Annotated in this window: 14 protein-coding genes and 1 pseudogene; 6 read left to right on the forward strand and 9 right to left on the reverse strand. The window is 59.0% G+C overall.

Annotated features, from left to right (window positions below; translation table 11 throughout):
* Positions 1 to 37: 37 nt before the first annotated feature.
* Positions 38 to 1,021, reverse strand: a complete 984-nt coding sequence (locus PMI20_RS23065) for a FecR family protein (RefSeq protein WP_007923384.1) — start codon at positions 1,019 to 1,021, stop codon at positions 38 to 40.
* 43 nt (positions 1,022 to 1,064) lie between these two features.
* Entirely contained in the window at positions 1,065 to 1,562 is a 498-nt protein-coding gene (locus tag PMI20_RS23070) for a sigma-70 family RNA polymerase sigma factor (protein WP_007923383.1), read from the reverse strand.
* A gap of 552 nt (positions 1,563 to 2,114) precedes the next feature.
* Between PMI20_RS23070 and PMI20_RS23075 the strand changes: the two genes are divergently transcribed.
* The gene (locus PMI20_RS23075; RefSeq protein ID WP_162136167.1) at positions 2,115 to 3,146 is read left to right on the forward strand and encodes a response regulator; all 1,032 of its coding nucleotides are present in this window, start codon (positions 2,115 to 2,117) and stop codon (positions 3,144 to 3,146) included.
* 264 nt (positions 3,147 to 3,410) lie between these two features.
* Here the strand turns inward: PMI20_RS23075 and PMI20_RS23080 are convergent, their stop codons facing one another.
* The 5 genes and pseudogenes from PMI20_RS23080 to PMI20_RS23095 form a co-directional block, all read right to left on the reverse strand.
* Entirely contained in the window at positions 3,411 to 4,595 is a 1,185-nt protein-coding gene (locus PMI20_RS23080) for an RHS repeat-associated core domain-containing protein (protein WP_284169369.1), read from the reverse strand.
* Between the two features lie 48 nt (positions 4,596 to 4,643).
* A complete protein-coding gene (locus tag PMI20_RS23085; RefSeq protein WP_284169371.1) occupies positions 4,644 to 5,483 on the reverse strand; it encodes an enterotoxin A family protein in 840 nt (279 codons plus the stop codon).
* A 78-nt stretch (positions 5,484 to 5,561) separates the two neighbouring features.
* Positions 5,562 to 5,873, reverse strand: a pseudogene (locus PMI20_RS31035) (RHS repeat-associated core domain-containing protein); the annotation flags it as partial.
* A gap of 64 nt (positions 5,874 to 5,937) precedes the next feature.
* Positions 5,938 to 9,828 (reverse strand): RHS repeat domain-containing protein, encoded by a 3,891-nt coding sequence (locus PMI20_RS23090; RefSeq protein WP_081502419.1) that lies wholly within the window; start codon positions 9,826 to 9,828, stop codon positions 5,938 to 5,940.
* 68 nt (positions 9,829 to 9,896) lie between these two features.
* A complete protein-coding gene (locus PMI20_RS23095; protein WP_007922811.1) occupies positions 9,897 to 11,018 on the reverse strand; it encodes a hypothetical protein in 1,122 nt (373 codons plus the stop codon).
* Between the two features lie 1,258 nt (positions 11,019 to 12,276).
* Between PMI20_RS23095 and PMI20_RS23100 the strand changes: the two genes are divergently transcribed.
* The 3 genes from PMI20_RS23100 to PMI20_RS23110 are packed head-to-tail and all read left to right on the forward strand — an operon-like array spanning position 12,277 to position 16,333.
* Complete coding sequence (locus tag PMI20_RS23100; RefSeq protein ID WP_007922813.1) at positions 12,277 to 12,750, forward strand: (2Fe-2S)-binding protein; 474 nt, start codon at positions 12,277 to 12,279, stop codon at positions 12,748 to 12,750.
* Entirely contained in the window at positions 12,747 to 15,041 is a 2,295-nt protein-coding gene (locus PMI20_RS23105) for a xanthine dehydrogenase family protein molybdopterin-binding subunit (protein WP_007922815.1), read from the forward strand. The genes PMI20_RS23100 and PMI20_RS23105 overlap by 4 nt, the downstream gene beginning before the upstream one ends.
* Positions 15,038 to 16,333: a cytochrome c gene (locus tag PMI20_RS23110; RefSeq protein WP_007922817.1), complete on the forward strand. Its 1,296-nt coding sequence runs from the start codon at positions 15,038 to 15,040 to the stop codon at positions 16,331 to 16,333. Before PMI20_RS23105 ends, PMI20_RS23110 begins: the two co-directional genes overlap by 4 nt.
* 110 nt (positions 16,334 to 16,443) lie before the next feature.
* On the opposite strand, the gene PMI20_RS23115 is transcribed toward PMI20_RS23110, so the two are convergent.
* Both PMI20_RS23115 and PMI20_RS23120 read right to left on the reverse strand, forming a co-directional pair.
* On the reverse strand, positions 16,444 to 18,570 hold the full coding sequence (locus PMI20_RS23115; protein ID WP_007922819.1) for a TonB-dependent siderophore receptor: 2,127 nt from the start codon (positions 18,568 to 18,570) through the stop codon (positions 16,444 to 16,446).
* Between the two features lie 150 nt (positions 18,571 to 18,720).
* Complete coding sequence (locus tag PMI20_RS23120; protein ID WP_007922821.1) at positions 18,721 to 19,626, reverse strand: LysR family transcriptional regulator; 906 nt, start codon at positions 19,624 to 19,626, stop codon at positions 18,721 to 18,723.
* 121 nt (positions 19,627 to 19,747) lie between these two features.
* On the opposite strand from PMI20_RS23120, the gene PMI20_RS23125 reads away from it, so the two are divergent.
* Together PMI20_RS23125 and PMI20_RS23130 are read left to right on the forward strand one after the other, a co-directional pair.
* A complete protein-coding gene (locus PMI20_RS23125; RefSeq protein WP_007922829.1) occupies positions 19,748 to 20,608 on the forward strand; it encodes a type 1 glutamine amidotransferase domain-containing protein in 861 nt (286 codons plus the stop codon).
* Between the two features lie 111 nt (positions 20,609 to 20,719).
* A complete protein-coding gene (locus PMI20_RS23130; protein WP_007922836.1) occupies positions 20,720 to 22,939 on the forward strand; it encodes a DNA/RNA non-specific endonuclease in 2,220 nt (739 codons plus the stop codon).
* Positions 22,940 to 22,941: the final 2 nt, after the last annotated feature.

Consider the following 22,941-nt stretch of genomic DNA (forward strand, 5'->3'; position numbering starts at 1 on the left):
TGGACAAGAAGACGAAGAGCTCGAAAAAAACCTGAATCTATCGCGCAATTATTTCCTGGCTGCCGTCGGCATGGGTCTTCACCGCCACCGGCAGGATGCTCGGCAAGGCCTTGAGCAGCGCGTCGGTGTCGTCGGCCTTGAACACGCTGGTCAGGCGCAGCCGGCCCACTGCCTCGTTGCCGACTCGCAGCGGCTGCTGGCGATAACGCGACACTTCGGCGGCCACGTCGCTGAGGCTGGCGTTGTTGAACACCAGCTTGCCGCTGCGCCATGCCGTCAACGCTTGCGAGTCGACCGCATAAGCCGCGGCCACCCGCCCCCGGGCATCGACCGCGGTGCCCAGGCCCGCGGTCAGGCTGACGAACTCGCCGTCGGCGGCCTCGCGGCCCTGGACCTTCACCGTGCCCTGCTCCACCGCCACCCGGGTCTGCGTGGCATCGCGGCGCACGTCGAAACGCGTGCCGGTGACCGTGACCTTGCCCGGGCCTGCCGCCACCACGAAGGGCCGACTGCTGTCGTGCTCGACGCTGAACATCGCCTCGCCCTCGCTCAGCTCGACGCTGCGCTGGCCTCTTTCAAAGCGCACCAGCAAGCGGCTGCGGCTGTTGAGGTCGACCTGGGAACCGTCGGGCAAGGCCACATGCCGGCGCTCGCCCAAGGCCGTGGCGAACTCGGCGCTGTAGATGCCGGAGCGGCCCAGGCCGCTGAACAGCCCCAGGCCCAGCGCCGCCGCCAGCACACTGGCGGCCACCGCGTAACGCAGCAGCGGGCGGCGCTTGAGGGAAGCGACGGGGGTTGCGCACAGCGCCTGCAAACGCTCTTTGGGCACCAGGTCGGTGGCCGCCCACAGCGATTGCAGCAGTTGGAATTCGTCCCGATGCGCGTCGTGCTGCGCCAGCCAGGCGTCGAAACGCTGCCGCTCCTCGGCGGCGATCGCCGGTTCTTGCAGGCGCACAAACCACAGCGCCGCCTCGTCGCGAACCGTCGCCTGCCCGCACGCGCACTCACGAATCTGCGTCATGGAACATCCTGCTGGGCTGGGGGTGAAAAAGTCATGGCATTCATCACTGCGGCCCGTCCACACGCTCGCGCAGATGCCGCAGGGTGCGGATCATATACTTTTCCACCATGTTTTTTGACAGCCCCAGGCGCTCGGCAATCTCGGCCTGGGTCAGCCCTTCGAGCTTCTGCCAGACGAACACCTTGCGGCAGTTCAACGGCAACTCGCCAAGGGCCCGTTCGATGGAGTCGGCCAGCTGGATCGCATGCATGAAATGCTCCGGGTCGCCGCCGGGCGACGCAACTGGATACATCGCCTCCGCCTCCATGGCGCCGCGCCGGTCCTCGCGACGGTAAGCATCCACCGCAATATTGCGCGCCGTCTGGTGCAGATACGCCCGCGGCTGCTGCACCGCCGCCGCATCCGACTCCAGCACCCGGACAAAGGTGTCGTGGGCCAGGTCTTCCGCCTGCGAACGGTTCTTCAGCCGACGCGTCCAGGTGCCGATCAACTCTTCGTAGTGCTCGAAAAAGCCTGGTCGGCGAGGCAGCTTGGGGGTCATTGCGGTGTGCTGAGGGTGGGGAGGCGTGAATAGTAATGCTTCTTATTAAAGGCGGCAATTGGTTCGGATGGAAGGATAGCCGGTGACGGAGCGCGACCTGACTACACCCGGCCAGCAGAATACGGTCAGCAGATAATCAACAAAAGCCCGTACCCCATTACGTCGGAGTTATAGCTGCCAGTGCTGCCGAGAACCTTTATGCGCCAGGCCGATACCTGAATGTTTAATATCAGTGAGAAGTGCTGGAGCAGGCACGGTGGGTAAACCCGGAACGAGCTCACGGAATCAAGCACTGTTCTTTGGGCGGAGCAATAAAGATTGCCCCCCATAAAAACCTGAAATAGACATTAGTATCCACAAGCACTCAGAACAAGTCTGTAGGAGTAATCCCACCCCAACTTTGTAGAGTGCACTAAAAATATTGAGTACAATGCCAGACCTGCTATTCCAGACAACAACCGCAACACAATTAACCTACAGGTCAATTGCTTAATCCCTAGCTGTATGCAGAAGCGCAAAGATCAATAAAGGGGTGGATAGATGTGCCGAATCATGATTATCGATTCACATCCAGTTATCAGATATGCCGTTCGCACAAGACTTGAAAGTCTGGGACACGAAATTGTCGCTGAATCAGGAACCGGGCTAGAGGCTCTTACAGTACATCGAGAGTTGCACCCTGACCTGGTAATCCTGGAGCTCAATACTCGAAAAATTGGCGGATTGGACTTGATTCGCAGAATGCGAATACACCATAACAGTCTCAAGATATTGATTTTCAGTTCTCAGAATGCGGAATATTTTGCAGGGCGCTGCCTACAAGCAGGAGCTGTCGGCTTTGTGAGTAAAGACGATGATTTGGAAGAACTGGACAGGGGTGTGAAGGCTGCCCTCTCTGGGCGCAGTTATTTTCCTGTCGGTGCCGAGGGATTGCTCGCAACCAAGCCCTCGGAGAATGAGGCTTTGCACCAGTTATCTGAACGCGAGTTGACAGTATTGCAATATTTGGCACAAGGACTGACGAATCAAGGTGTAGCCAACCTGTTGTCCATCAGTTTTAAAACCGTCAGCACGTACAAGACCCGGCTGATGCAGAAGCTTAACGTAACCTCATTGATTGAAGTTATCGAAGTTTACAATCGAAACAGCTTTGCTCACGGAGAAAACAACACACGCAAGATTCGCCCCGCCCTGCATGAAACATTGAAAGCCGAGAATGAGCTTTACATATCCCACTCCATCGTCAGCTCCATGCTCTTGCAGATACATGCATGCGACACGGAAGGACGTTTAATATTTTGCAACCAAGCGTTCTGTGACTTTATCGACAAGAGCGAAGCCGAAATATATGGCAAGCAGATCGCTGATCTAGGTTGGCCACCATTTGATGAAATAGAAAATTTCAAAACCCAATACTTTCTTATGATTCGTCAGATCAAGACTAACAACGACAATCTAGTGCTGCATATTGGTGGACGACGCATGATTGTCCAGTACTGGACTACACCCATTCATGATCATAACGGAGACCTGATAGGGATGATCTGTGGGGCATTGGATATGACTGACCGTGGGCAAATATAGTGGATGCCTCTTCAATCATTGCAAATAAGGCATTCGCTCGTGTTTTTCCAGAGAGCAACCAGCACCTGAAAAACACCAGGTCTTCACAGATAAAAATTAGCTGACCGATAATCTTCAGCCAAAATCTCGTTCTCCCAGGACTCAGAAAGAGCACCTTCAACAAAGTCGGTGCTCTTGTTTCTTGCTCCTCAGGGCCTGTAAAGACCCCAAGAAGCCCAAGAAACATTGAAGAGCTCATGAGAACTTGATGATTATGGACACCCGCTAAGATGGCCGAAACCTAGTTGCAGATTTAGTTCCCTCCCCAACGTAAACGGCTACTTTTTCGTACTGCCTACTGAATTGACTCAATACAGAAAGACATGATTTGCACATGGGAAGCTGAGAGTGTAAGTAGATTGCTCCTCTTGCATTAGTATCCGGAAATACTCTTTGGAATTTTTCAAGCAGCTTCACCTCGGTGTCGTAATCCCGAGAATGTCCAACGGCAAAGGTTCTGAACCTGCGTCTTACCGGTGGGCTGACTGTCCCCAACCTCTTGACCTGACCACTTACACTGGCAAAAGTACCTAGCTGCCCCTCAACGTCGTAGTCCATAAAAGCGATATTTCTTCCAGGCTCGGCATTAAACCTGCCCCTTATGAACTCAACTTCTTCGGACGGTGGATATCTTTTATTATCCAATGGCAACCTAGTTGGATATTCATCATTACCACCACCCCGTAAGCGTAATGGTGAATTGCGTTCAACTGCCATCTCCCTTCCGGCAGCTGTGGCCCCTCGGCCACTAAGCCCCTGCTCCTTGATTCGCCCCAACCGCCCAGAGAGCCCGCGTAGACCTTTCTGTACTTTGGCCGCCCCTGCCCCCACCCCGAACACTGCCGAACCCACACCCAGCCCCAACGATGCCCACTTCAGTTTCTGGGACACTTCCGGATTACTTTGTTTTGTTGCTTCAGAGGCTATTCCTGTTGCCGCTGAGGCGGCTCCTGCGGCGATGGCGAATCCACTTTCAACATTTGCAGTCACGGCAGCCGCTGCGGTAAGGCTGTCAGCCATGGCGGCTTTCATCCCCCATCGAATGGCCAATGTCGTCGCCTTCCTTAGTAGCCAGGTAATCGGGCCATGCCCGCTGGGGTCACTCAGGTTAATAGGGTCGCTGTCACAGTAGACGTAGGGATTAACCCCTCCGATGCCAAACGGACTTTCACTGTCTGGGCAGGTAAAACGCCGTAATGCCGGGCTGTACGCCCGGTAGCCGTTCCCCAGGTGCGTCACCCCGGAGAACGGATCTGCGCGCTCCCCGTTAAAACCCGGCAAGGATGCTGCCGAGCCGGTCCGTGAGGCCGTGGCCCCGAATGGTGAATACGCAAAGGTTGAGATGACACCGCCACTCGAGGACAGCACCAGGCTGCCACGGTTGTCACTACCGGTTAATTGCAAGTTCATATTAAACCTCCTGCGGAAGTTCCCTACGTCTTGAAAGGGCTTCGGGGGTTAAAAGACATTCCATTCATTACTATTGCCTTCACGCCAGTTGGTTATGTACCTATTGGGTATAGAGGTTAGAAAGGAAACCTCAGGCGAGTCGGACTGAAGAGGTTGCTGTATAGCCACAAGTTCTGACCCAGAGTACGTTTCTCCACTCACCATCAAGTGCGGAAACAATCTGCCTGACATCAATGGCTTGGCTCCAGCGCCTAAGATATCGGGGCCAAACTTATGAACATTGAAATTAGGCATTTTAATTTTATATATATAGCCACTGGAATAACCGCCGCATTGCTCGTCAACAGCCGTTGAAACGAAATCTGGATTTTTGAAAGCGACATGGCCTCGAGCAACACCGTCAGGCGACGATCTTAATTTGTCATAATATTCTTGCCGAACACCTGAAGCACTTTTACCGCTTTTGGGAGTGAATCCCCCTGCACTTCTTATTGCACCTGGTGAGCGAGAGTCGCCACGATAGAGAACTGTCTCATCATTACCACCACCCCGTAAGCGTAATGGTGAATTGCGTTCAGCTGCCATCTCCCTTCCGGCAGCTGTGGCCCCTCGGCCACTAAGCCCCTGCTCCTTGATTCGCCCCAACCGCCCAGAGAGCCCGCGTAGACCTTTCTGTACTTTGGCCGCCCCTGCCCCCATCCCGAACACTGCCGAACCCACACCCAGCCCCAACGATGCCCACTTCAGTTTCTGGGACACTTCCGGATTACTTTGTTTTGTTGCTTCAGAGGCTATTCCTGTTGCCGCTGAGGCGGCTCCTGCGGCGATGGCGAATCCACTTTCAACATTTGCAGTCACGGCAGCCGCTGCGGTAAGGCTGTCAGCCATGGCGGCTTTCATCCCCCATCGAATGGCCAATGTCGTCGCCTTCCTTAGTAGCCAGGTAATCGGGCCATGCCCGCTGGGGTCACTCAGGTTAATAGGGTCGCTGTCACAGTAGACGTAGGGATTAACCCCTCCGATGCCGAACGGACTTTCACTGTCTGGGCAGGTAAAACGCCGTAATGCCGGGCTGTACGCCCGGTAGCCGTTCCCCAGGTGCGTCACCCCGGAGAACGGATCTGCGCGCTCCCCGTTAAAACCCGGCAAGGACGCTGCCGAGCCGGTCCGTGGGGCCGTGGCCCCGAATGGTGAATACGCAAAGGTTGAGATGACACCGCCACTCGAGGACAGCACCAGGCTGCCACGGTTGTCACTACCGGTTAATTGCAAGTTCATATCGAAACTCCGGTGATATAGGCGTCCCGTCTTCTGAAATGCTCTCGGAGACGCCAATTACGGTTTATTGCAGTGGCTCATCGCTGACCGCAGCATGTCCGGTGGCCCCGGGGATAAAGCGACTGTGTTGGTTTTGCTCCAGGTGCACCTCATTCACCAGATGGCTACCCTGGTAATAAAGTTGTCGCGTTTCGTTGCCATTGAGGGACTGCATGACCAACTGATCAAAACCGTCATACCCGTATTGGCTCATGCCATCTTCGCCACTGATGCTGGATAACCGGCCTGCGACGTCATAGGTCAGCACCCGTCCGGTTTCATCCACCGTCATGCGTCCGTTGGCGTCGTATTTAAGGTCAATCCTGAGCGGATAATGGCTTGTCAGCGTATGAGTGACTGCTGTCAACTGAGTCGGATCGTCGGCGTTGGTGAACTCATAACTGGCAGTATCAATGCTGCCGTCCGCCAACGTGGTGACGCATGTTTTTATATTGCTATAAACATCCAGGGTGAATTTCTGCTCGGCGATGGGTTTACCGTAGGCATCCACCGGCGGCACGCTGCCGCTGCATGTGTATTGAGTCAGCCGGTTGCGGTTGTCATAGGAGAAAAGCTCGTGCCGTAGGGAAGTGCTAGTGCTGCCCTGTAACACCGTTCGGCACTCCAATTGATGGTTCTTTCGATAAGCCTGCTTGATGGTCAGGGTTTCGCCTGTCGATGGGACAATATCGCGCTGGACCTCCCGACTGAAATCGTCCCATGACAGAACAGTTTTCAAGGTGTCCCCTGCGCTATTGGCTGTGACGATTTGGGTGCTCAGGCGGCCGGCATCGTCATAGGTCAGCGCAACAGTGACTTGGGGGTCTACCAGGGTCTGAGGGCGGCCGTATGCATCATAGGTAATAGTCTGTGTGTTACCCCTGATGTCACAGTAACTCAGCGGTAGCCCCTGCAGTGACCAGGCATATCCCACCTCGCGGGCGAGGCCACTGATTGGTGTGAACTGCTGATCGTTGAGCTGTCCGGAGGCAGACCACGTCCGCGATTCGCTCTGACTTCCACTCTCGCTGGCAGACAAGAGTCGCCCGGTTGCTTTTTCATAGCTGAAACTTTGTGCCAGCGCCCCACCTGCCACCGTGCTGAGGGCGTTGCCGAGCTGGGGAATATAGCTGTAGGTCAGTGTTTGTCCTGCTGCATCGGTGGTTGTGGTCGGGACTTGATTGACCCCACTGTAGACACTGGCCAGAGTTCGTCCACCACAGGAACTCCCTGTCAGGCGTCCCAGCCCGTCAAATGTTTGTTGTCCCATCGTCACCGTTTTTTGAGTCAACGGATCGGTCACCGTGATCGTTATCGGCAACTCGCTGGTTGAAAATGGCGCGTAGGTTCGAGTCACCGTCGACTGGTCTGGCAGGGTCTGGGTCATCAGCCTGTCAAATTCATCGTATGAATACAGGGTGATATTCCCTAGTTCATCTGTTTGTTTACGTAACCGTTGCAGACCATCGAACTCGCTGAAGGACTGGGAGTACTGAGCCTGAGTGCTATCCAAGTTGCTTACGGCGATCGGGAGTCCCTGCACGTTAAAATCAGTACGTTGTGAGCCTAACGTCAGATTTCCAGAAATAACCTGCAAGTTCGTTACTGACTGGTGGTTAACTGGATCAAATAGCTGACATGCACTCTGTCCCGATGTGTACTGCGCCAAATACTGTTGCCCCCAGTCGTCGAATAGCGCGCTGGTACTAATAGCGACAGTTCTGCTTGCATCTGAAGTGTCGAGGTAATCCGTTGCTACTTGTTCGTACGGTCGCCCCCAGCCGTCGTAATTTACAGTCGAGATCGTGAACTGGCACTCAACAATACCATTGTCGACATCATTGCTTTTGCGTGTGATCGGGCGTCCCATGCCATCAACATGTTCCTCCCAGGCATTACCTTTCTCATCAGTATGGATGGTGTAAATCGCCGAAGCGATACCATCGCTACCGACATTCAGGGAATAAGTCTGTTTATAGCTCACCTCATAGTCTGTACCAGCATTATGTGTCCAAGAGGACAGGCGACCAAGGTCGTCGTAGGTAAAATCTTTTTTGTTACCCAATTCGTCAGTATGGGACCGTAGCTGATCGGTAAAACGCGAGTTACTGCGAGAGCTACTCAGACACAGATTATCGTGAGTGGTTAACGTAGTGCTTTGGATCAGAGTGTCGTTCTGCAGCAGATAGCCGATGTCTATTGTCTGTACATAGTCATCACCAGCGGTGCTGGGCATGCTGAGCAATACCTTTTTAACCTTGCCATAGTCCGGCGAAGTCGTATCAGTCTGATATGACAGCAATTGGCGATGCAATGTCTTTTCAAGAGTGCTGGCAGAGGCTAGTTGCATGAAGGTCTCTTGCGCAGGGAGCACAGCAAAACCTAGTGGACTATCATTGATTGTGGTAGCGCTCGTATAACGATAACGAACTGCTCTTGTTGGAACATCGTAGTACCCAGACAGTAGTGGCGGATACGTAGTCTGAGCTTTTATCCAACGAACAAAACCATTTGGGTCAGCCGGACATCCTGTCGATTCGTCTGCATTGTTAATTTCCCCGGCAGCCGCATAGTACTCCCAAGTTGTCACAGCCTGGTCCGGACTAGTTTGTTTGATCAAGTTACCATCGACGTCATACTCAAACAAAGTGGTTTCACTGCGAGAATCCCCCCCAGCGGGCAATGAAGTGTCTGTCCAAGTTTCGACTTGCTTAAAGGGATATTGAAACTGCGCGGGCTGTTCGTCAAAACTGGCATACCCTTGCGCATAGTAGCTCATCTCGGTGACATGGCGGGTACTACCTTGGTTCGCCTCGGTGGAGAGCAGCAGATGATAACTATCATAGGTGTACTTAGTAACGAGGTCGCTACCGCCGTCGACGGCTAGCTGCGTAACAGTAGTCTGATATTGGTAATCCGCATCCAAAACCCCGTATAAATTATCACTATCGGGAGACCAAGAGGCACCTAGTTTCCCGCCATACCCCAGGTAATTTGGGAAGTATCCTTTGGTGGGGGCATAGGTTGTCACTATAGGACTCTGCCCTTGGCCTGGGTTGACTGTAAGCGACGTTACAGCTGGAAGCGGCGGTAAGTTGGCTTCATCGGGAAACGCCATAATGCAGTCGGTCAGCCCGTTATTATAGATGGCTTCTTTTGTCAGCCCTGTCGGCGTCTGAGTCTTGAATAGTGTGTACAGGCCACTGACCCCTACTTCCTTATAAAAATAACGCCAACTGGCATTGGTAGGAAGTGCAGTGCTGGTGATTTGAGTAAGGTACCCATTGCCGGTATAGCATACGAGAGAATAGGACTCAGAGGTTTCTGGCCAAAACGTGATGGTGAGATACTTGTATTTATTATCGTAGACCGCAGAATATAATGTGTCAGTGCTATCTGTAATCCTAGCCAGATAGGATCGACCAAAATTATCGTACCCCCAATCCAGTGTCAGGATATTTCCGAGAGGTGAGTAAATCTTTATCGGCCGGCAACTGCCTCCACCAATATCCCGCAAGTCCGTAACATTGCCGTTCCGACTGATGACGCGGTAGTTTTTTGCATCCAGCTTCTGGGCAACAAAGGTCTTGATCTTTTGTTGTTTTATTTCAAAATAAGTGTCGGCGGTTCCCGTATTCTCAAGAACCTTGAATACTTCTCCAGTATCCAGACTTAGTGTCGAACTGTTTTTATCATACGTCGTGAACGAAAACACAACCCCAATACCGAGTAGAAAATCGTCAGTGGAAGAGGTTGGTGAATAGGTCATCATCAGGTCTAACTCAGGCCCCATACCGTTATTTCCGGTGACCTTGCCCAACGACTGCTGGAAGCCGAAAAGGCGGGTACGGGGGTCGACATCATTAGATGTTGCGCTGATGAAATTAGGGGTTTGAGTGTAATAGCTTGAGTTCATCTGATCGGAGCCCCATTAAGGTCAAGCACCCTGCCTTTAGAGAGGCAGGGTGCTTTTATCTTTGTTGATTAAGCTACGGAGTTTATTTTTGGCGTATTGTCGTCATTGAAACCAACGATGACACTCAACTTATTTCCATAATTATCGAGAAATGGAACTGTATATGTATCCTGCCCAAAAGTTGAAACATTGTCCGATGTATGTTCATACTCGATATTCGCCCACGCCATGACAAAGCTGTAAGGCTGCAAGCTATTGACGCCCTTTGATGTAATAGTCCCTCCCTCATACAAGAGACCGCCCTCGTCCCACATGTAAAGCTTGGCGATGACTTGGTCGTTTTGAATGCTACTGTTATTATTGATATCAGCATTGTCGGCTGTATTTTTCCGATCCATCGACCAGAATACAAGCTGCTTGAAATAGTTCCACATCGTCTTGTCTTTAAACTCACTCATACGGCATGGAGCAAAGTAGATATCTTTTGCCGTGTGATAATTCTCAATATCATCAATATGAGAGAGATAAAATGATGAGCCGTGGTCAGCGACGGTGTCTATATACACTCTATACAAGCGGGAAGAAAGTGAAGCATAGTCTTGACGCCCATTATTTGAATAATTATATGAATAAGTAACGTTATCAAACTTCAACCTGTGTGAAGTGCTGCCGGAGTCGTTCGGGGCTGCATAGGTTTTATTTGGAACAAGGTTTACATTGAAGAATGCAGATAGCGAACCACTCGTGGAATTCGATTGATATATGAATGGCTCACCACTGGATCTGTCCCCTTGTAGCTTAATAGCGAGCTTATACTTGCTGCCAGCAGCTCCAGATGTGGCTTTTATCTGGTAGGCTATGGTGTTGCCATAGTCGCTTTCAAGGTTATCTTTATTGTTGGAGAGAGAAGCACCGTCGTAGTAGTAGAGGCAGTACTCACCAGAGTTACCCGTCTCAATAGACAGACCGTTCACTGGAGTGGCATCATCGTAGTTTATCCAAGTGAGAGCATCTATAACATCTTTATCACTGGGTCCTGGCTGGGTCTCATCCTTAAGATTGAAAAGGACTTTGAAGGAGAGTGGTAGTTGATGGTTTCCGTTAGTAAACACCGTACCGGATGTTGATGTCCCATTGTTAGCGTCGATAGCTACATCTGCGATTGAGGTTACATTATCCCAAACAGTCATATTTATTCCTCACTCATCAAAAATTATTTTCACTTGCCAATGTCGAGTGCAAAGTATTGAGTCGCAGTCGATACCTGCATTAATTTCAATGCTACACGCACTGAAAGTGTGATCATGAACTGCACAACAGCCTCCCCTGCTTAGGTTATAAACTGTTCTGCATGGCACTCTCCGTTTTCGATGCTTACCTCTCAGGACAATAGAAACTGACAATCAGCCGAACAGGAAACGCTCATGATTCATTTTTACAGAGGCGTCTCCATACAACTTCTCTGTAGGCATCAGACTATTTCGAGTGCAGAACATTGGTCTGTAGGAGGGACTCTTGAGATGTGGTAGGAGGAATCCCACAGGGGTTACGCCTTGTGCCTGACACCTGAAATGCTTGATATATTTGCGCCGCTCGACTTCAACTAACAGTCGTGACCAGCAGAGATTAGAGATCTCTGGGTTCGCAGCTTGACCAAGTGCACATGAGCTAAGAAAAGGAGGAAATAGTGAGTCGAGTAAAAGCCCTGCAGCCTACTTCGTTGATAGAGCACAAGAAGCGCCAAGCACAAGGATATAGATAGATTGATCCCGCCCCGCTATAAACTCACCCCCAGAGACTTTACTTTTGACATTGCAAGACTCCCTGAAAAATCACGGGAAGAGTTCATGATTCGCTGGTCAAGATGGAGGGCTATAACAACTTATCCCCTGAGGCGCGGAAGGACCTGGAAAGTCCGTTGATCTACACGGCTAAACTCTGGTGCGGAGTTCTCCTGGCCGGCGAACTGGGTGCGCATCTGGTACGGGGACAGACTGGTTGTCTGGCTACCCGGCATTCAAGGCGAAACCATGAGTCAATGCGATCGTCGCTCATAGTGGATTCCGCGCTAAAACTGAGCAAACACTCGATTAACAAGATAAAGGCAGAGTAGCCCCGCCCCGGAAATACACGCACGTACCCATTAGGTTACTGAAGCGACCTCCGCTCATTCACCTGATGCTCTGCAACCTGTCCCAACCTTCCTCAACACATCAGACAAAACAGACTTATCCCTTGCCGTTAGCCCTACCAAAAAATAAGAAATGTCTGATTTATCCCCCCGCCGCAAAACCCGCACGCTTCGCCTCCGCAAACCTGCCCAGAACCTGACCGCCCTCCCCGCGGTCCAGCCCCTTACCGGAGCACGTTGCCGCTTCCAGGCGCTGTCGCGCTTCGCGTCTGGACGAGAACAGCGCCACGTCACTCAGCCACAGGACCCAAGCCGCCATGACTTTTACCCTCAACGGCCGCCGCCTTTTACTGGATCAGTTGCCGCCGAACACTCCCTTGCTGTATGCCCTGCGCAACGACTTCGGCCTCAATGGCCCCAAGTACGGCTGCGGCCTGGGCCAATGCGGCGCCTGCACGGTGCTGGTGGACGGCATCGCCGCCCGCTCCTGCACCCTGCCGCTGTCCAGCGTGCAAGGCAAACACGTCACCACCCTGGAAGGCCTGGTGCAGGAAGAGCGCCTGCACCCGGTGCAACAGGCGTTCATCGATGAGCAGGCCGCGCAATGCGGCTATTGCAGCAACGGCATGATCATGACCCTGGTGGCGCTGTTCGAGCGCGAACCCGAGGCCGACGAGCAGCGGATCAAGAACGAGCTGGCCTACAACCTCTGCCGCTGCGGCGCGCACTTCGAGATCCTGCAAGCGGCGGCACGAGCCCGCCAACTGCTGGCAGAGCGGGGGCGGCCATGAACGACCTGCCGTTGACCCGTCGCCGCCTGCTCCAGGCCGGCGGCCTGATCATGATCAGCACCCTGCTGTCCAAACCCTTGCTGGCCACGGCCGAGATTCTTAACTCGAGCGCATTGCCAGCGGACCCGACGCCGGACCATGTCGACAGCTTTATCGCCCTGGACGCCGACGGCCACGTCACCGCGTTCTGCGGTCATGTCGATCTCGGCACCGGGGTACGCACCGCGCTGGCACAGATCGTCGCCGACGAACTGGATGTCGACTTCGAGCAAGTGCGGATGATCCTCGGCGACACCGCCAGCACCCCGGACCAGGGCCCGACCATCGCCAGCGCGACCCTCCAGGTCAGCGCCCTGCCCCTGCGCCAGGCCGCCGCCCAGTTGCGCCAGTGGCTGCTGGAAGGCGCAGCGGAAATCCTCGACCAGCCGATTGCCGGGTTGCGGGTCGAGCGCGGGCAGATCTACGCCAGTGCGCGCCCCAAACGGCGCCTGAGCTACGCCGAACTGGCCCGCGGGCAGGACCTGCACCTGCCCCTGGACCCGCGCGTCAAACTCAAGGCGGTCGGCGCCGGTCGCTATGTCGGCCAGTCCACCCCGCGCGTGGACATCCCGGCCAAGGTCACCGGCCAACTGACCTATGTCCACGACCTGCGCCTGGACGGCATGCTCCACGGCCGCGTGGTACGCCCGCCCTACCCCGGCGCCGACGCCAGCGCGCCCTTGGGCCACGCACTGATCGCGGTGGACGCAGCGTCCATCGCGCACTTGCCGGGCATCGTCAGACTGGTGGTGATCGGTGACTTTGTCGGCATCGTCACCGAGCGCGAGGAGCAGGCCATCGACGCCATGCGCCAGCTCAAGGTCCAGTGGAAACCCTGGGACGCGCTGCCCGACCTGCGGCCGGACATCCTGCGTGAAACGCTCCAGGCCCACCCCAAGCAGGACCGCGTGCTGCGTGACGATCCCGGTATCGACAGCAGCCTGGGCACGCTCAACAGCCCGCTCGATGTCGACTATGTCTGGCCCTACCACCTGCATGCCTCCATCGGCCCGTCCTGCGCGGTGGCGATGATCGACGCCGAGCGCGCCGAGGTCTGGACCGGCAGCCAGAACCCCCATGACCTGCGCAAGGACATCGCCCTGCTGCTGGGGCGCGCGCCGCAACAGGTGCAGATCAACCGCATGGAGGCCTCGGGCTGTTACGGACGCAACTGCGCCGACGACGTGGCCGCCGACGCCGCCCTGCTCTCCCAGGCGGTCGGGCGCCCGGTGCGGGTGCAACTGATGCGCGAACAGGAAGCCGGCTGGGAACCCAAGGGCACCGCGCAGCTGATGCAGGTCCGCGGTGGCCTCGACGGCAAACGCGAAGTGGCCGCCTACGAGTTGAAGACCTGCTACCCCTCGAACAACGCCCGCACCCTGGCGCTGTTGCTCACCGGCACCGTCGCCAACCGCCCCGACATCCAGCAGATGGGCGACCGCACGGCGATCCCGCAATACCGCTTCCCGCAGATGCGCATCGTCTGCCAGGACGCCGCGCCGATCGTTCGCGCCTCGTGGATGCGCGGGGTTTCCGCGCTGCCCAATGTCTTCGCCCACGAATCGTGGATCGACGAGCTGGCCTACATCGCCCAGCAGGACCCGATCGCCTTCCGCCTGCGCTACCTGGACGACCCGCGGGCCCTGGCGCTGATCGCGGCGCTAAAAAAACAGGCCGGCTGGCAGGACGGCAGCGCCCACCGCTACCCGGCGCCGGCCTCGCAGGAATGGGCCAAGGGCCGGGGTTTTGCCTATGCCCGGTATTTCCACAGCAAGTTCCCCGGCTTCGGCGCCGCCTGGGCCGCGTGGGTCTGCGACCTGAGCGTCAACCGGCGCACCGGGCAGATTCGCCTGGACAAGATCTTCGTCAGCCACGACTGCGGGCGCATGGTCAACCCGGCCGGCGTGCGTCACCAGGTGCACGGCAACATCGTCCAGTCGTGCAGCCGGGTGCTCAAGGAATACGTCAGCTTCGACCGCTCCGGCAGCACCTCCCTGGAATGGGGCGGCTATCCGATCCTGCGCTTCGACGAATTGCCCGAGGTCGATGTGCAGCTGCTGGACCGCCCGGAAGAACCGTCCATGGGCGCCGGCGAATCGGCCTCGGTACCCAGCGCGGCGGCCATCGCCAATGCGATTTTCGACGCGGTGGGCGTGCGCCTGCGACAAGTGCCCTTTACCCCGGAGCGGGTGTTGCAAGCCTTGCAGCGAGCTCCCGAGACTGACCGCCCTGGCCAGGAGGCTCGCCCATGAGCAAATTCAAGAGCATCGCCGGCTGGAGCCTGACCGCCTTGAGCCTGGTCGCCACCGCGGGCGCCTTTCTCAGCTGGCAGCCGGCTATCGCGCCGCTGGACAATCACGACACCCAGTACTTCAGCCATGAGCAAGTCGCCCGGGGCGAGCAGCTGGCGGCCGTGGGCGATTGCGCGGTCTGCCATACCGCGCCGGGCGGAGCACGCAACGCGGGTGGCCTGGCCATGCGCATCCCGTTCGGCACCCTGTACAGCACCAACATCACCCCCGATCCCGAGACGGGGATCGGCAGCTGGCCCTATCCGGCCTTCGAGCGCGCCATGCGCCACGGCATCGACCGCAGCGGGCGCTACCTGTACCCGGCGTTCCCCTACACCGCCTTCACCAAGACCCGCGACGAAGACCTCAAGGCGCTCTACGCCTACCTGATGAGCCAGCCGCCGGTCCGCCACCAGCCACCGCAGACCGACCTGAATTTCCCCTTCAATATCCGCCCGGGCATCCTCGCCTGGAACTGGCTCTACCTCAGGCCCGGCGCCATGGCCGACGATCCCGGGCGCAGCGCCCAGTGGAACCGTGGCGCCTACCTGAGCGAGGGCCTGGGACATTGCAGCGCCTGCCACTCGCCCCGCGACCCGCTGTTTGGCGAACGCGGCGGCCGGCGCCACCTGAGCGGCGGCGTTGCCGAAGACTGGAGCGCCCATGCCCTGGTCGGCGGCAATGCCCCGCTGGCCTGGACCGAACAGGACCTGCTGGACTTCCTGCGCCACGGCTACAGCCCGCGCCACGGCGTCGCCGCCGGCCCGATGGCGCCGGTGATCCACGAAGGCCTGGCGCAACTGCCGGACGCCGACCTGCAGGCCATCGCCCATTACCTGTCCAGCCTGCAGCCGGCCAGCGCCACGCAAGCCAGCGCCGCCACCCTGAACCACCAGGCCGAGCAACGCACCGACCCCCTAGGCTCCCCCGGCGCCCGCCTGTTCTCGGGGGCTTGCATGGCCTGCCACGCCCAGGAAAAAGGCCCGACCCTGACCGGCGTGCGCCCTTCCCTGGCCCTCAACAGCAACCTCTACGCCGACAGCCCCGACAACGCGATCCGCGTGATCCTCGAAGGCATCGCCCAACCGGCCAACCCAGCGCTGGGCTACATGCCGGCCTTTCGCTACAGCCTCGACGACCAGCAGATCGCCGACCTGCTGGGCTTCCTGCGCCAGGACCTGGCAGGCCAGGCGCCGTGGCAAGGCGTGAAACAACGCGTCGGCCACATCCGCGCCAGCCTGCCACCCGGCTGATCCGTTCCCGCCCATGAAAAAGCCCCGCGAATGCGGGGCTTTTTATCGTTTGCGTTGGGCGCGCAACGCAGGCGGCGCAACAGGTCGATCGGGCACCGCTCAGAACAGGATCAGAAGGTCACGCTGGCACTCAGGCGCGCGGTGCGCGGCTCGCCGACATTAACCTGCAACTGGCTGCCGGTGGACGACGGGTAGTACTGCTTGTCGAACAGGTTGTCGACGTTGAACTGCAAGCTGGTCTGGTAACCGAACAGCGGCGACTCCCAACGCACGAAGGCATCGGCCACGGTGTAGCTGCTGAGCCAGAAGTCGTTGGCGTTGTTGGCCGCGCGCTCGCCGACGTAACGCGCGCCGCCGCCGGCATGCCAGGCGCCGAATTCGGCCGGTACGTTGAGGTGATGACTGAGGTACAGGCTGGCGGTGTGCTTGGGCGCGTTGGCCAGACGGTGGCCTTCATTGCTCGGGTCGTCGAGGATCTCGGTGTGGTTGTAGGCGTAGGTGCCGATCAGGTCCCAACGCTCGGCGATGCGCCCGGTGACGTCCAGTTCCACGCCCTGGGAGCCGACCTTGCCGGCGGCTTCCGAGAGGCTCACGCCATTGACCGTGGTGGTGGTCACCACGTTCTTCTTCTCGATGTCGTACAGCGCCAGGTTGATGTTCAGGCCCGGCAGCGGATCGTACTTGGCGCCCACCTCGTAGCTGCGGCCCTCTTCCGGATCGAAGGTGTTGCCGGCGTCGTCGACGTCGGTGTTGGGCTTGAACGAACGGCTGTAGTTGCCGTACAGCGACAGGCTGTCGGTGGCCTTGAACACCAGGCCGAGGAACGGCACGAAGGTATCGCCATTGCTGTCGCGGTTGACCTTGTAGCTCTTGCCCAGGCCCTGGTCGCTGTACTGGTCGTAATGCTGCTGGCGACCACCGAAGACCAGGATCCACTGTTCACTTAAATGCCAGTTGTCCTTGAAGTACAGCGAGCTCGAAGTCAGCTGGTTGCGCAGGTTGCTCTGGGCGGCGCTGACCAGGCTCGGCTCGGCCAGGTTGCCGTAGACCGGCGCGGTGATGTTGAAACCACCCTGGGCGGTATTGCGGTAGGTCTTGCCGCGGTACTGGTCGGAGTGCTCGCTGTCGACGCCCACCAGCAGGTCGTGGCGCTGGCCGAACAGCTCCTGCTGGCCGATGAAGTCCCAGCTGGCGTAGCGGGTTTCGTCGTCGTAGTGGGCGCCGTTGGCGGCCCGGCGCAGGGTGTTGCCGGTCAGGCTGTTGGGCTGGGCGATCGACAGGCTGTAGCGGTCGTTGTTCCAGCCGTAGGTGACGCGGGTTTTCCAGGCGTCGCTCAACTGGTACTCGAAGCGCGCGCTGGCCACTTCGCGGATGCCCACGCTTTTCGCCCAGCGTTCGTCCAGGCGCTTGTCGTAGTCGATGTCCGCCGGGTGCCCGTTGGTGAACACGGTGCCGCGGTCGAAGGGGCTGGAGTAGTCGTTGTATTCGTAGTTCAGGGTCAGGCTGGCGCGCTCGCCGGTCCAGGTCAGCGACGGCGCCACCAGGGTGTGCTCGTTGACTCCGTAGTTGCGCCAGTAGTCCTCATGGCCGCGCTCGGCGATCAGGCGGTAGGCCAGGCCGGTATCGCCCAGCGGCCCGGTGGTGTCCAGGGCCATGCTGCCGCCACCCTCGCTGTAGGCCGAGCCGCTGAGGGTGGTGCTCTGGGAATACTGCGGCTGCTTGCTGATGATGTTCACCAGGCCGCCAGGTTCCAGGGCGCCGTAGAGCATCGACGCCGGGCCCTTGAGCACTTCGACCCGCTCGGTGGTGGCGCTGAAGTTCTGCCCCAGGTTGGAACGCACGCCATCGCGCAGGATCGAGCCGTCGTCGTTGGTGCCGAAACCGCGCTTGACCAGCGAGTCCCGGGAGCCGCCCAGGGTATTGCCCTGGCTGACGCCGCTGACGAACTTCATCGCGTCGTTCAGCGAGTGCACCTGATAGTCGGCCAGGGTCTGCTGGGTCACCACGTTGATCGACTGCGCCTCCTCCTTGATCGGCACATTGCTTTTGCTCGCCGTGCTGGCTTGCGACGTGGTGTAGCCGGTGTCCTGGCCGAGGCGATCGGCCTGGATATCGGTGGTCGGCAGTTCGACCGCCTCCTGGGCCCACAGCGGGCTGGCGACCAGACAGCAGGACAGTGTCGGTAACAGGCGTTTGATCAGGGTTTTACGGCGGGCACGCGGACAGGATGACTTCAAGGTGTGCACTCAAGGGAGGGAAGGACATAAATAGCAATGATTATCATTGTAATCAGCGCCTGATTCTCAGTAAATCCCCTACCCCACGGGAGTTGGCGCTTTTTTAATCCTTCTCCCGAGCAACGGCGGGACTGATGGCCAGTCGGCCTGTCACTGCGCCACGGCCTGGGTCAGGTGATCGATCAGGGCCCGCGCCGCTGCCGACAGCTGGCGGTGCGGCGGGTAGATCACCGAGAACGGCCGCGAACGTCCGCCCGCCTGCGGCAGCAGTTCCACCAGGCGGCCGCTGGCGATCCGCTCGCGAACGATGAACTCGTAGGTCTGACAGATACCCATGCCGTGTTCGGCCAGGGACACGATGCCCAGCACATCGTCGGCCACCTGGATATTCGCCTGGGGCGTCCACTCCAGGTCCCGCCCCTGCTCGCGCAGCAGCCAGGCACCGACCCGGCCGCTGCTGGGCATGATGAACGGCAGGCAGGCATGGGCCGCCAGGTCCTCCAGGCGCCGGGGCGTGCCGGCGCGGCGCAGGTAGTCGGGGGACGCCACCAGGCACAGCGGCGCGTCCTCCAGCTTGCGCCCGACCAGGCCGCTGTCGGGCAGTGGCCCGAGGCGGATCGCCAGGTCGTAACCCTCGGCCACCAGGTCGACATTGCGGTTGCTGATGCTCAGCTCGATGCGCACCTGCGGGTAGTGCCGGGCAAAGCCGCCGAGCAGCGCCGGCAGCCGGTAATGGCCATAGGTGGTCGGCACGCTCAGGCGCACTCGCCCGTTCAGCTCGCCGTCCTGGCCCTGGATGCTGCGCTCCGCGCCGTCGATCAACTCGAACGCCGCCCGCGACTGTTCCAGGTACAACAGACCGGCTTCGGTCAGGCTCAGGCGTCTGGTGGTACGCCGTAGCAACTGCACGCCCAGGCGCGCCTCCAGCCGGGAAATCGCCCGGCTGACCACTGAAGGCGTGGTGCCCAAGGCCACCGCGCCGGCGCTCAACGAGCCCTTTTCCACCACGCTGACGAACACCTCGACGTCAGCCAGATAATCGAATCGACGGCTCACCTTTATCTCCAGGGAACAAGTGATTTCCAGTGGCGCGAGTTTATCGCCCACAAAGGCATGAATACAGTGAATCACCCGTCGACCACCGCCGGCTCCCTGACCTCACACCCTGGAAACCCACATGCGCCCACTCAGTACCCTCGCTCTTGCCATGAGCATCACCGCCGCCACCTTCAACGCCCAGGCCGCAAACGTCCTGGTGGTGCTCTCGGACGCCGACCACCTCGACCTCAAGGACGGCAAGGTGTTTGCCACCGGCTTCTACCTCAACGAACTGATGCAGCCGGTCAAACAGCTGCTCGACGCCGGCCACTCGGTGACCTTCGCCACCCCGCAGGGCAAGGCCCCGACCCTGGACCGCTCGTCCACCGACAAGATGTATTTCAACAACGATGTCGCCGCGCTGCAGGCGCACCAGGCGCTGCTCGACCAGTTGAAAATCACCTCCCCCGGCGAATCGCCGGTGATCAGCCTGGCCCGGGTCGAGCAGATCGGCTACGAGCATTTTGATGCGTTGTATGTGCCCGGCGGCCACGCGCCGATGCAGGACCTGCTGCACAGCCCCGAGCTGGGCCGGCTGCTGAGCAATTTCCATCAGAACAACAAAACCACCGCCCTGGTCTGCCACGGCCCGATCGCCCTGCTGTCGACCCTGCCCCAGGCGCAGGACTTCACCCGGCAACTGGCCAGCGGCGGCAAGGCCAGCGCCCCGGGCTGGATCTACGCCGGCTACCGGTTCACGGTGATCAGCAACCAGGAAGAGGAATTGGCCAAGGGCCTGCTGGGCGGCGGCGCCATGCGCTTCTACCCGCAAACCGCCCTGGAACAGGCCGGCGGCCTGTACCGCAGCAACCGCTCGCCATGGAGCGAGAACGTGGTGATCGACCGCGAGCTGGTGACCGGGCAGAACCCGGGCTCGGCCCAGGGCGTGGCCAAGGTGTTGCTGGAACGCTTGCAGGAGCGTGCCGGCAAAGGCGCGTAAAGGCCGGTGGATCCGACGAGCCGGCATGCCGCCAGCCGTCTGCCAGCGCGCTGGTTGTCTACGCTCAAATGGCTAGCCTGAAAGGAATCCCGTACTCGCCAGGAGCTGCCCATGAGCAAGACGCCAGATGCCGTTGCCACTGCCCGCCGAAGCAACATGGCCAAAGCCCTGCAACGCTGGAACCAGCAGGCCGGAGCACGCAGCGAATCGCAGTCGCGCATCCGCGAACTGGGCCCGGGCGCCGGCGACTCACCGCAACAATTGGCCAAGTGGATCGCCCGCGAGAACGCCCGTGCCCTGTTGACCCGGGCCGGGCTGGAACGCCGGATCGGCACCTGGGACCCAACCTTCTACGCCCCCAGCGAGGCCGCCCGCCAGGCGGCAAGGCCGGTGGCGCGGTTGGTCAATGCGCCACGCCCGGGCACGGTGGTCGAGGGTTTCGCTACCGGTTTCCTGGTCTCGCCCAGCCTGTTGCTGACCAACCAGCATGTGTTTCCCCGGTATGTGGATGCCGTGGATTGCGCCGCCAACTTTCTCTACGAAAGGCAGGAGCGCGGCATCAACGAAGGCACCTACTTCAACCTGCAGCCGGACCAGTTCTACTTCGCCGACGAGGCGCTGGACTTCTGCCTGGTGGCCATCTCCACGCAGGGCTCACGCGGCGAGGCGCTGTCGGACTACGGCTGCATCCGCCTGATCGAAGCCACCGGCAAGACCCTGCGTGGCCGGCCGATGAACATCATCCAGCACCCCGATGGCGGCCCGCGCCAGTACGCCACCACCCACAACCGGCTGCTGGACATCCTCGACCAGGGCTTCCTGCATTACGAAACCGACACCGCCGAAGGCGCTTCCGGCTCCCCGGTGTTCAGCGACAACTGGGAGCTGATCGCCTTGCACCACTGCGGCATCCCCAGGACCGACGAAGCCGGCAACATCCTCAAGACCGACCACAGCATCTGGAACCCCGAAGGGGACGAGGAAAGCACGGTGGACTGGGTGGCCAACGAGGGCACCCGGGTCAGCAGCATCATTGGCGCGCTCAAGGCCCTGCAACTGAGTGGCAGGCCGGCCGAGCTGCTGGCCCAGCTCATGGAGCTGACCCCCGACCCGCTAGCCGTGCTCAGCACCAACGAAACCCTGCCCGCGGCGCCACACCGCCCAGGAGCGCCCGATATGTCGCAGAACATCTTTCATATCTCCGGCCCCGCCACCATCAACATCGTCAGCCACGCCGCGGACAGCCCGGCCAGCGTCATGCCCATCCTCAACCTGGCGCCTGCCGAGCCGGTGCCTGCCGCGCCGGCTCCGGCAGCCGCGGCGCTGGAAAAGACCCTGACCTTCGACCTCGACTACGCCGCCCGCAAAGGCTACGACCCGGATTTTCTTGGGGTGCCCGTCCCGCCGCCCGCTATCGAGGGCATGCGGCTGGCCCAGCTCTACCGGGTCGGCGACTACCGCGAACACCTCGCCTCGGCCCGCAACGTACCGCCAGTGCCGCTTGCCGGCCTGGATGACGAGGCGCCGCTGGCCCTGCCCTACCACCACTATTCGCTGGTGATGAACAAGGATTACCGCATGCCGATGTGGACCGCCTGCAATGTCGACTACCGGCCCGAGGTCCGTGGCGATACCCGCGCGCGCAAGAAGTACGGTGGCGAAAGTTGGCGCCTCGACCGCCGGGTGCCGAGCCGCTACCAGCTCACCAACGGCGATATCTACGGGCCGGCCGGCAACTTCGATCGTGGCCATATCGTGCGCCGCGAAGACAGCTGCTGGGGGCAGCCGGGGCTCGATACCGAGTACGCCAACGCCGACACCTACCACTGGACCAACTGCACGCCGCAGCACGAGCTGTTCAACCAGGAATCGCCCGACGGTGCCGAATACCGCAATCGCAAAGGGGTCTGGGGTTACTTCGAAAACGAGCTGGCCGAACAGATCGAAACGGGCGGCGGCCAGGCGATCATCTTCGCCGGCCCGGTACTGGACCAGACCTCCTGCGTGGAACAGGACTTCGGCAAGGGCCCGGTGCGCTACCCGACCCGCTTCTGGAAAATCGTCATAGTGCCCAAGGACGAATCGCGCACCCCGGAACTGCTGGCCTACGGATTCCTGTTCGATCAGAGCGAGGTCATCAAGGAGTTCGGCCTCAACGTCAAGGAAGCCGTCCAGGACCTGGCCAACACCTTCCAGAAGCAGAAGGTGCCGCTCACGGCCATCTGCCTGCTCACGGGGATTTCCCTGACGCCGTCGATCATGGCCGCCGACCAGTACAAGCAGCCTGACCGCCCGGTACCAGGGGTCTGGCGGCTGAAACCTGGCAGGTGAAA

This window comes from Pseudomonas sp. GM17 (assembly GCF_000282175.2).
In the GTDB taxonomy this organism is placed as follows: Bacteria; Pseudomonadota; Gammaproteobacteria; order Pseudomonadales; family Pseudomonadaceae; genus Aquipseudomonas; species Aquipseudomonas chlororaphis.

Excerpts from the sequence above, each read along its gene's own strand:
- PMI20_RS23065 (WP_007923384.1), bottom strand. The coding sequence starts at position 1,021 with ATGACGCAGATTCGTGAGTGCGCGTGCGGGCAGGCGACGGTTCGCGAC.
- PMI20_RS23070 (WP_007923383.1), bottom strand. The coding sequence starts at position 1,562 with ATGACCCCCAAGCTGCCTCGCCGACCAGGCTTTTTCGAGCACTACGAA.
- PMI20_RS23075 (WP_162136167.1), top strand. The coding sequence starts at position 2,115 with ATGATTATCGATTCACATCCAGTTATCAGATATGCCGTTCGCACAAGA.
- PMI20_RS23080 (WP_284169369.1), bottom strand. The coding sequence starts at position 4,595 with ATGAACTTGCAATTAACCGGTAGTGACAACCGTGGCAGCCTGGTGCTG.
- PMI20_RS23085 (WP_284169371.1), bottom strand. The coding sequence starts at position 5,483 with ATGGCTGACAGCCTTACCGCAGCGGCTGCCGTGACTGCAAATGTTGAA.
- PMI20_RS23090 (WP_081502419.1), bottom strand. The coding sequence starts at position 9,828 with ATGAACTCAAGCTATTACACTCAAACCCCTAATTTCATCAGCGCAACA.
- PMI20_RS23095 (WP_007922811.1), bottom strand. The coding sequence starts at position 11,018 with ATGACTGTTTGGGATAATGTAACCTCAATCGCAGATGTAGCTATCGAC.
- PMI20_RS23100 (WP_007922813.1), top strand. The coding sequence starts at position 12,277 with ATGACTTTTACCCTCAACGGCCGCCGCCTTTTACTGGATCAGTTGCCG.
- PMI20_RS23105 (WP_007922815.1), top strand. The coding sequence starts at position 12,747 with ATGAACGACCTGCCGTTGACCCGTCGCCGCCTGCTCCAGGCCGGCGGC.
- PMI20_RS23110 (WP_007922817.1), top strand. The coding sequence starts at position 15,038 with ATGAGCAAATTCAAGAGCATCGCCGGCTGGAGCCTGACCGCCTTGAGC.
- PMI20_RS23125 (WP_007922829.1), top strand. The coding sequence starts at position 19,748 with ATGCGCCCACTCAGTACCCTCGCTCTTGCCATGAGCATCACCGCCGCC.
- PMI20_RS23130 (WP_007922836.1), top strand. The coding sequence starts at position 20,720 with ATGAGCAAGACGCCAGATGCCGTTGCCACTGCCCGCCGAAGCAACATG.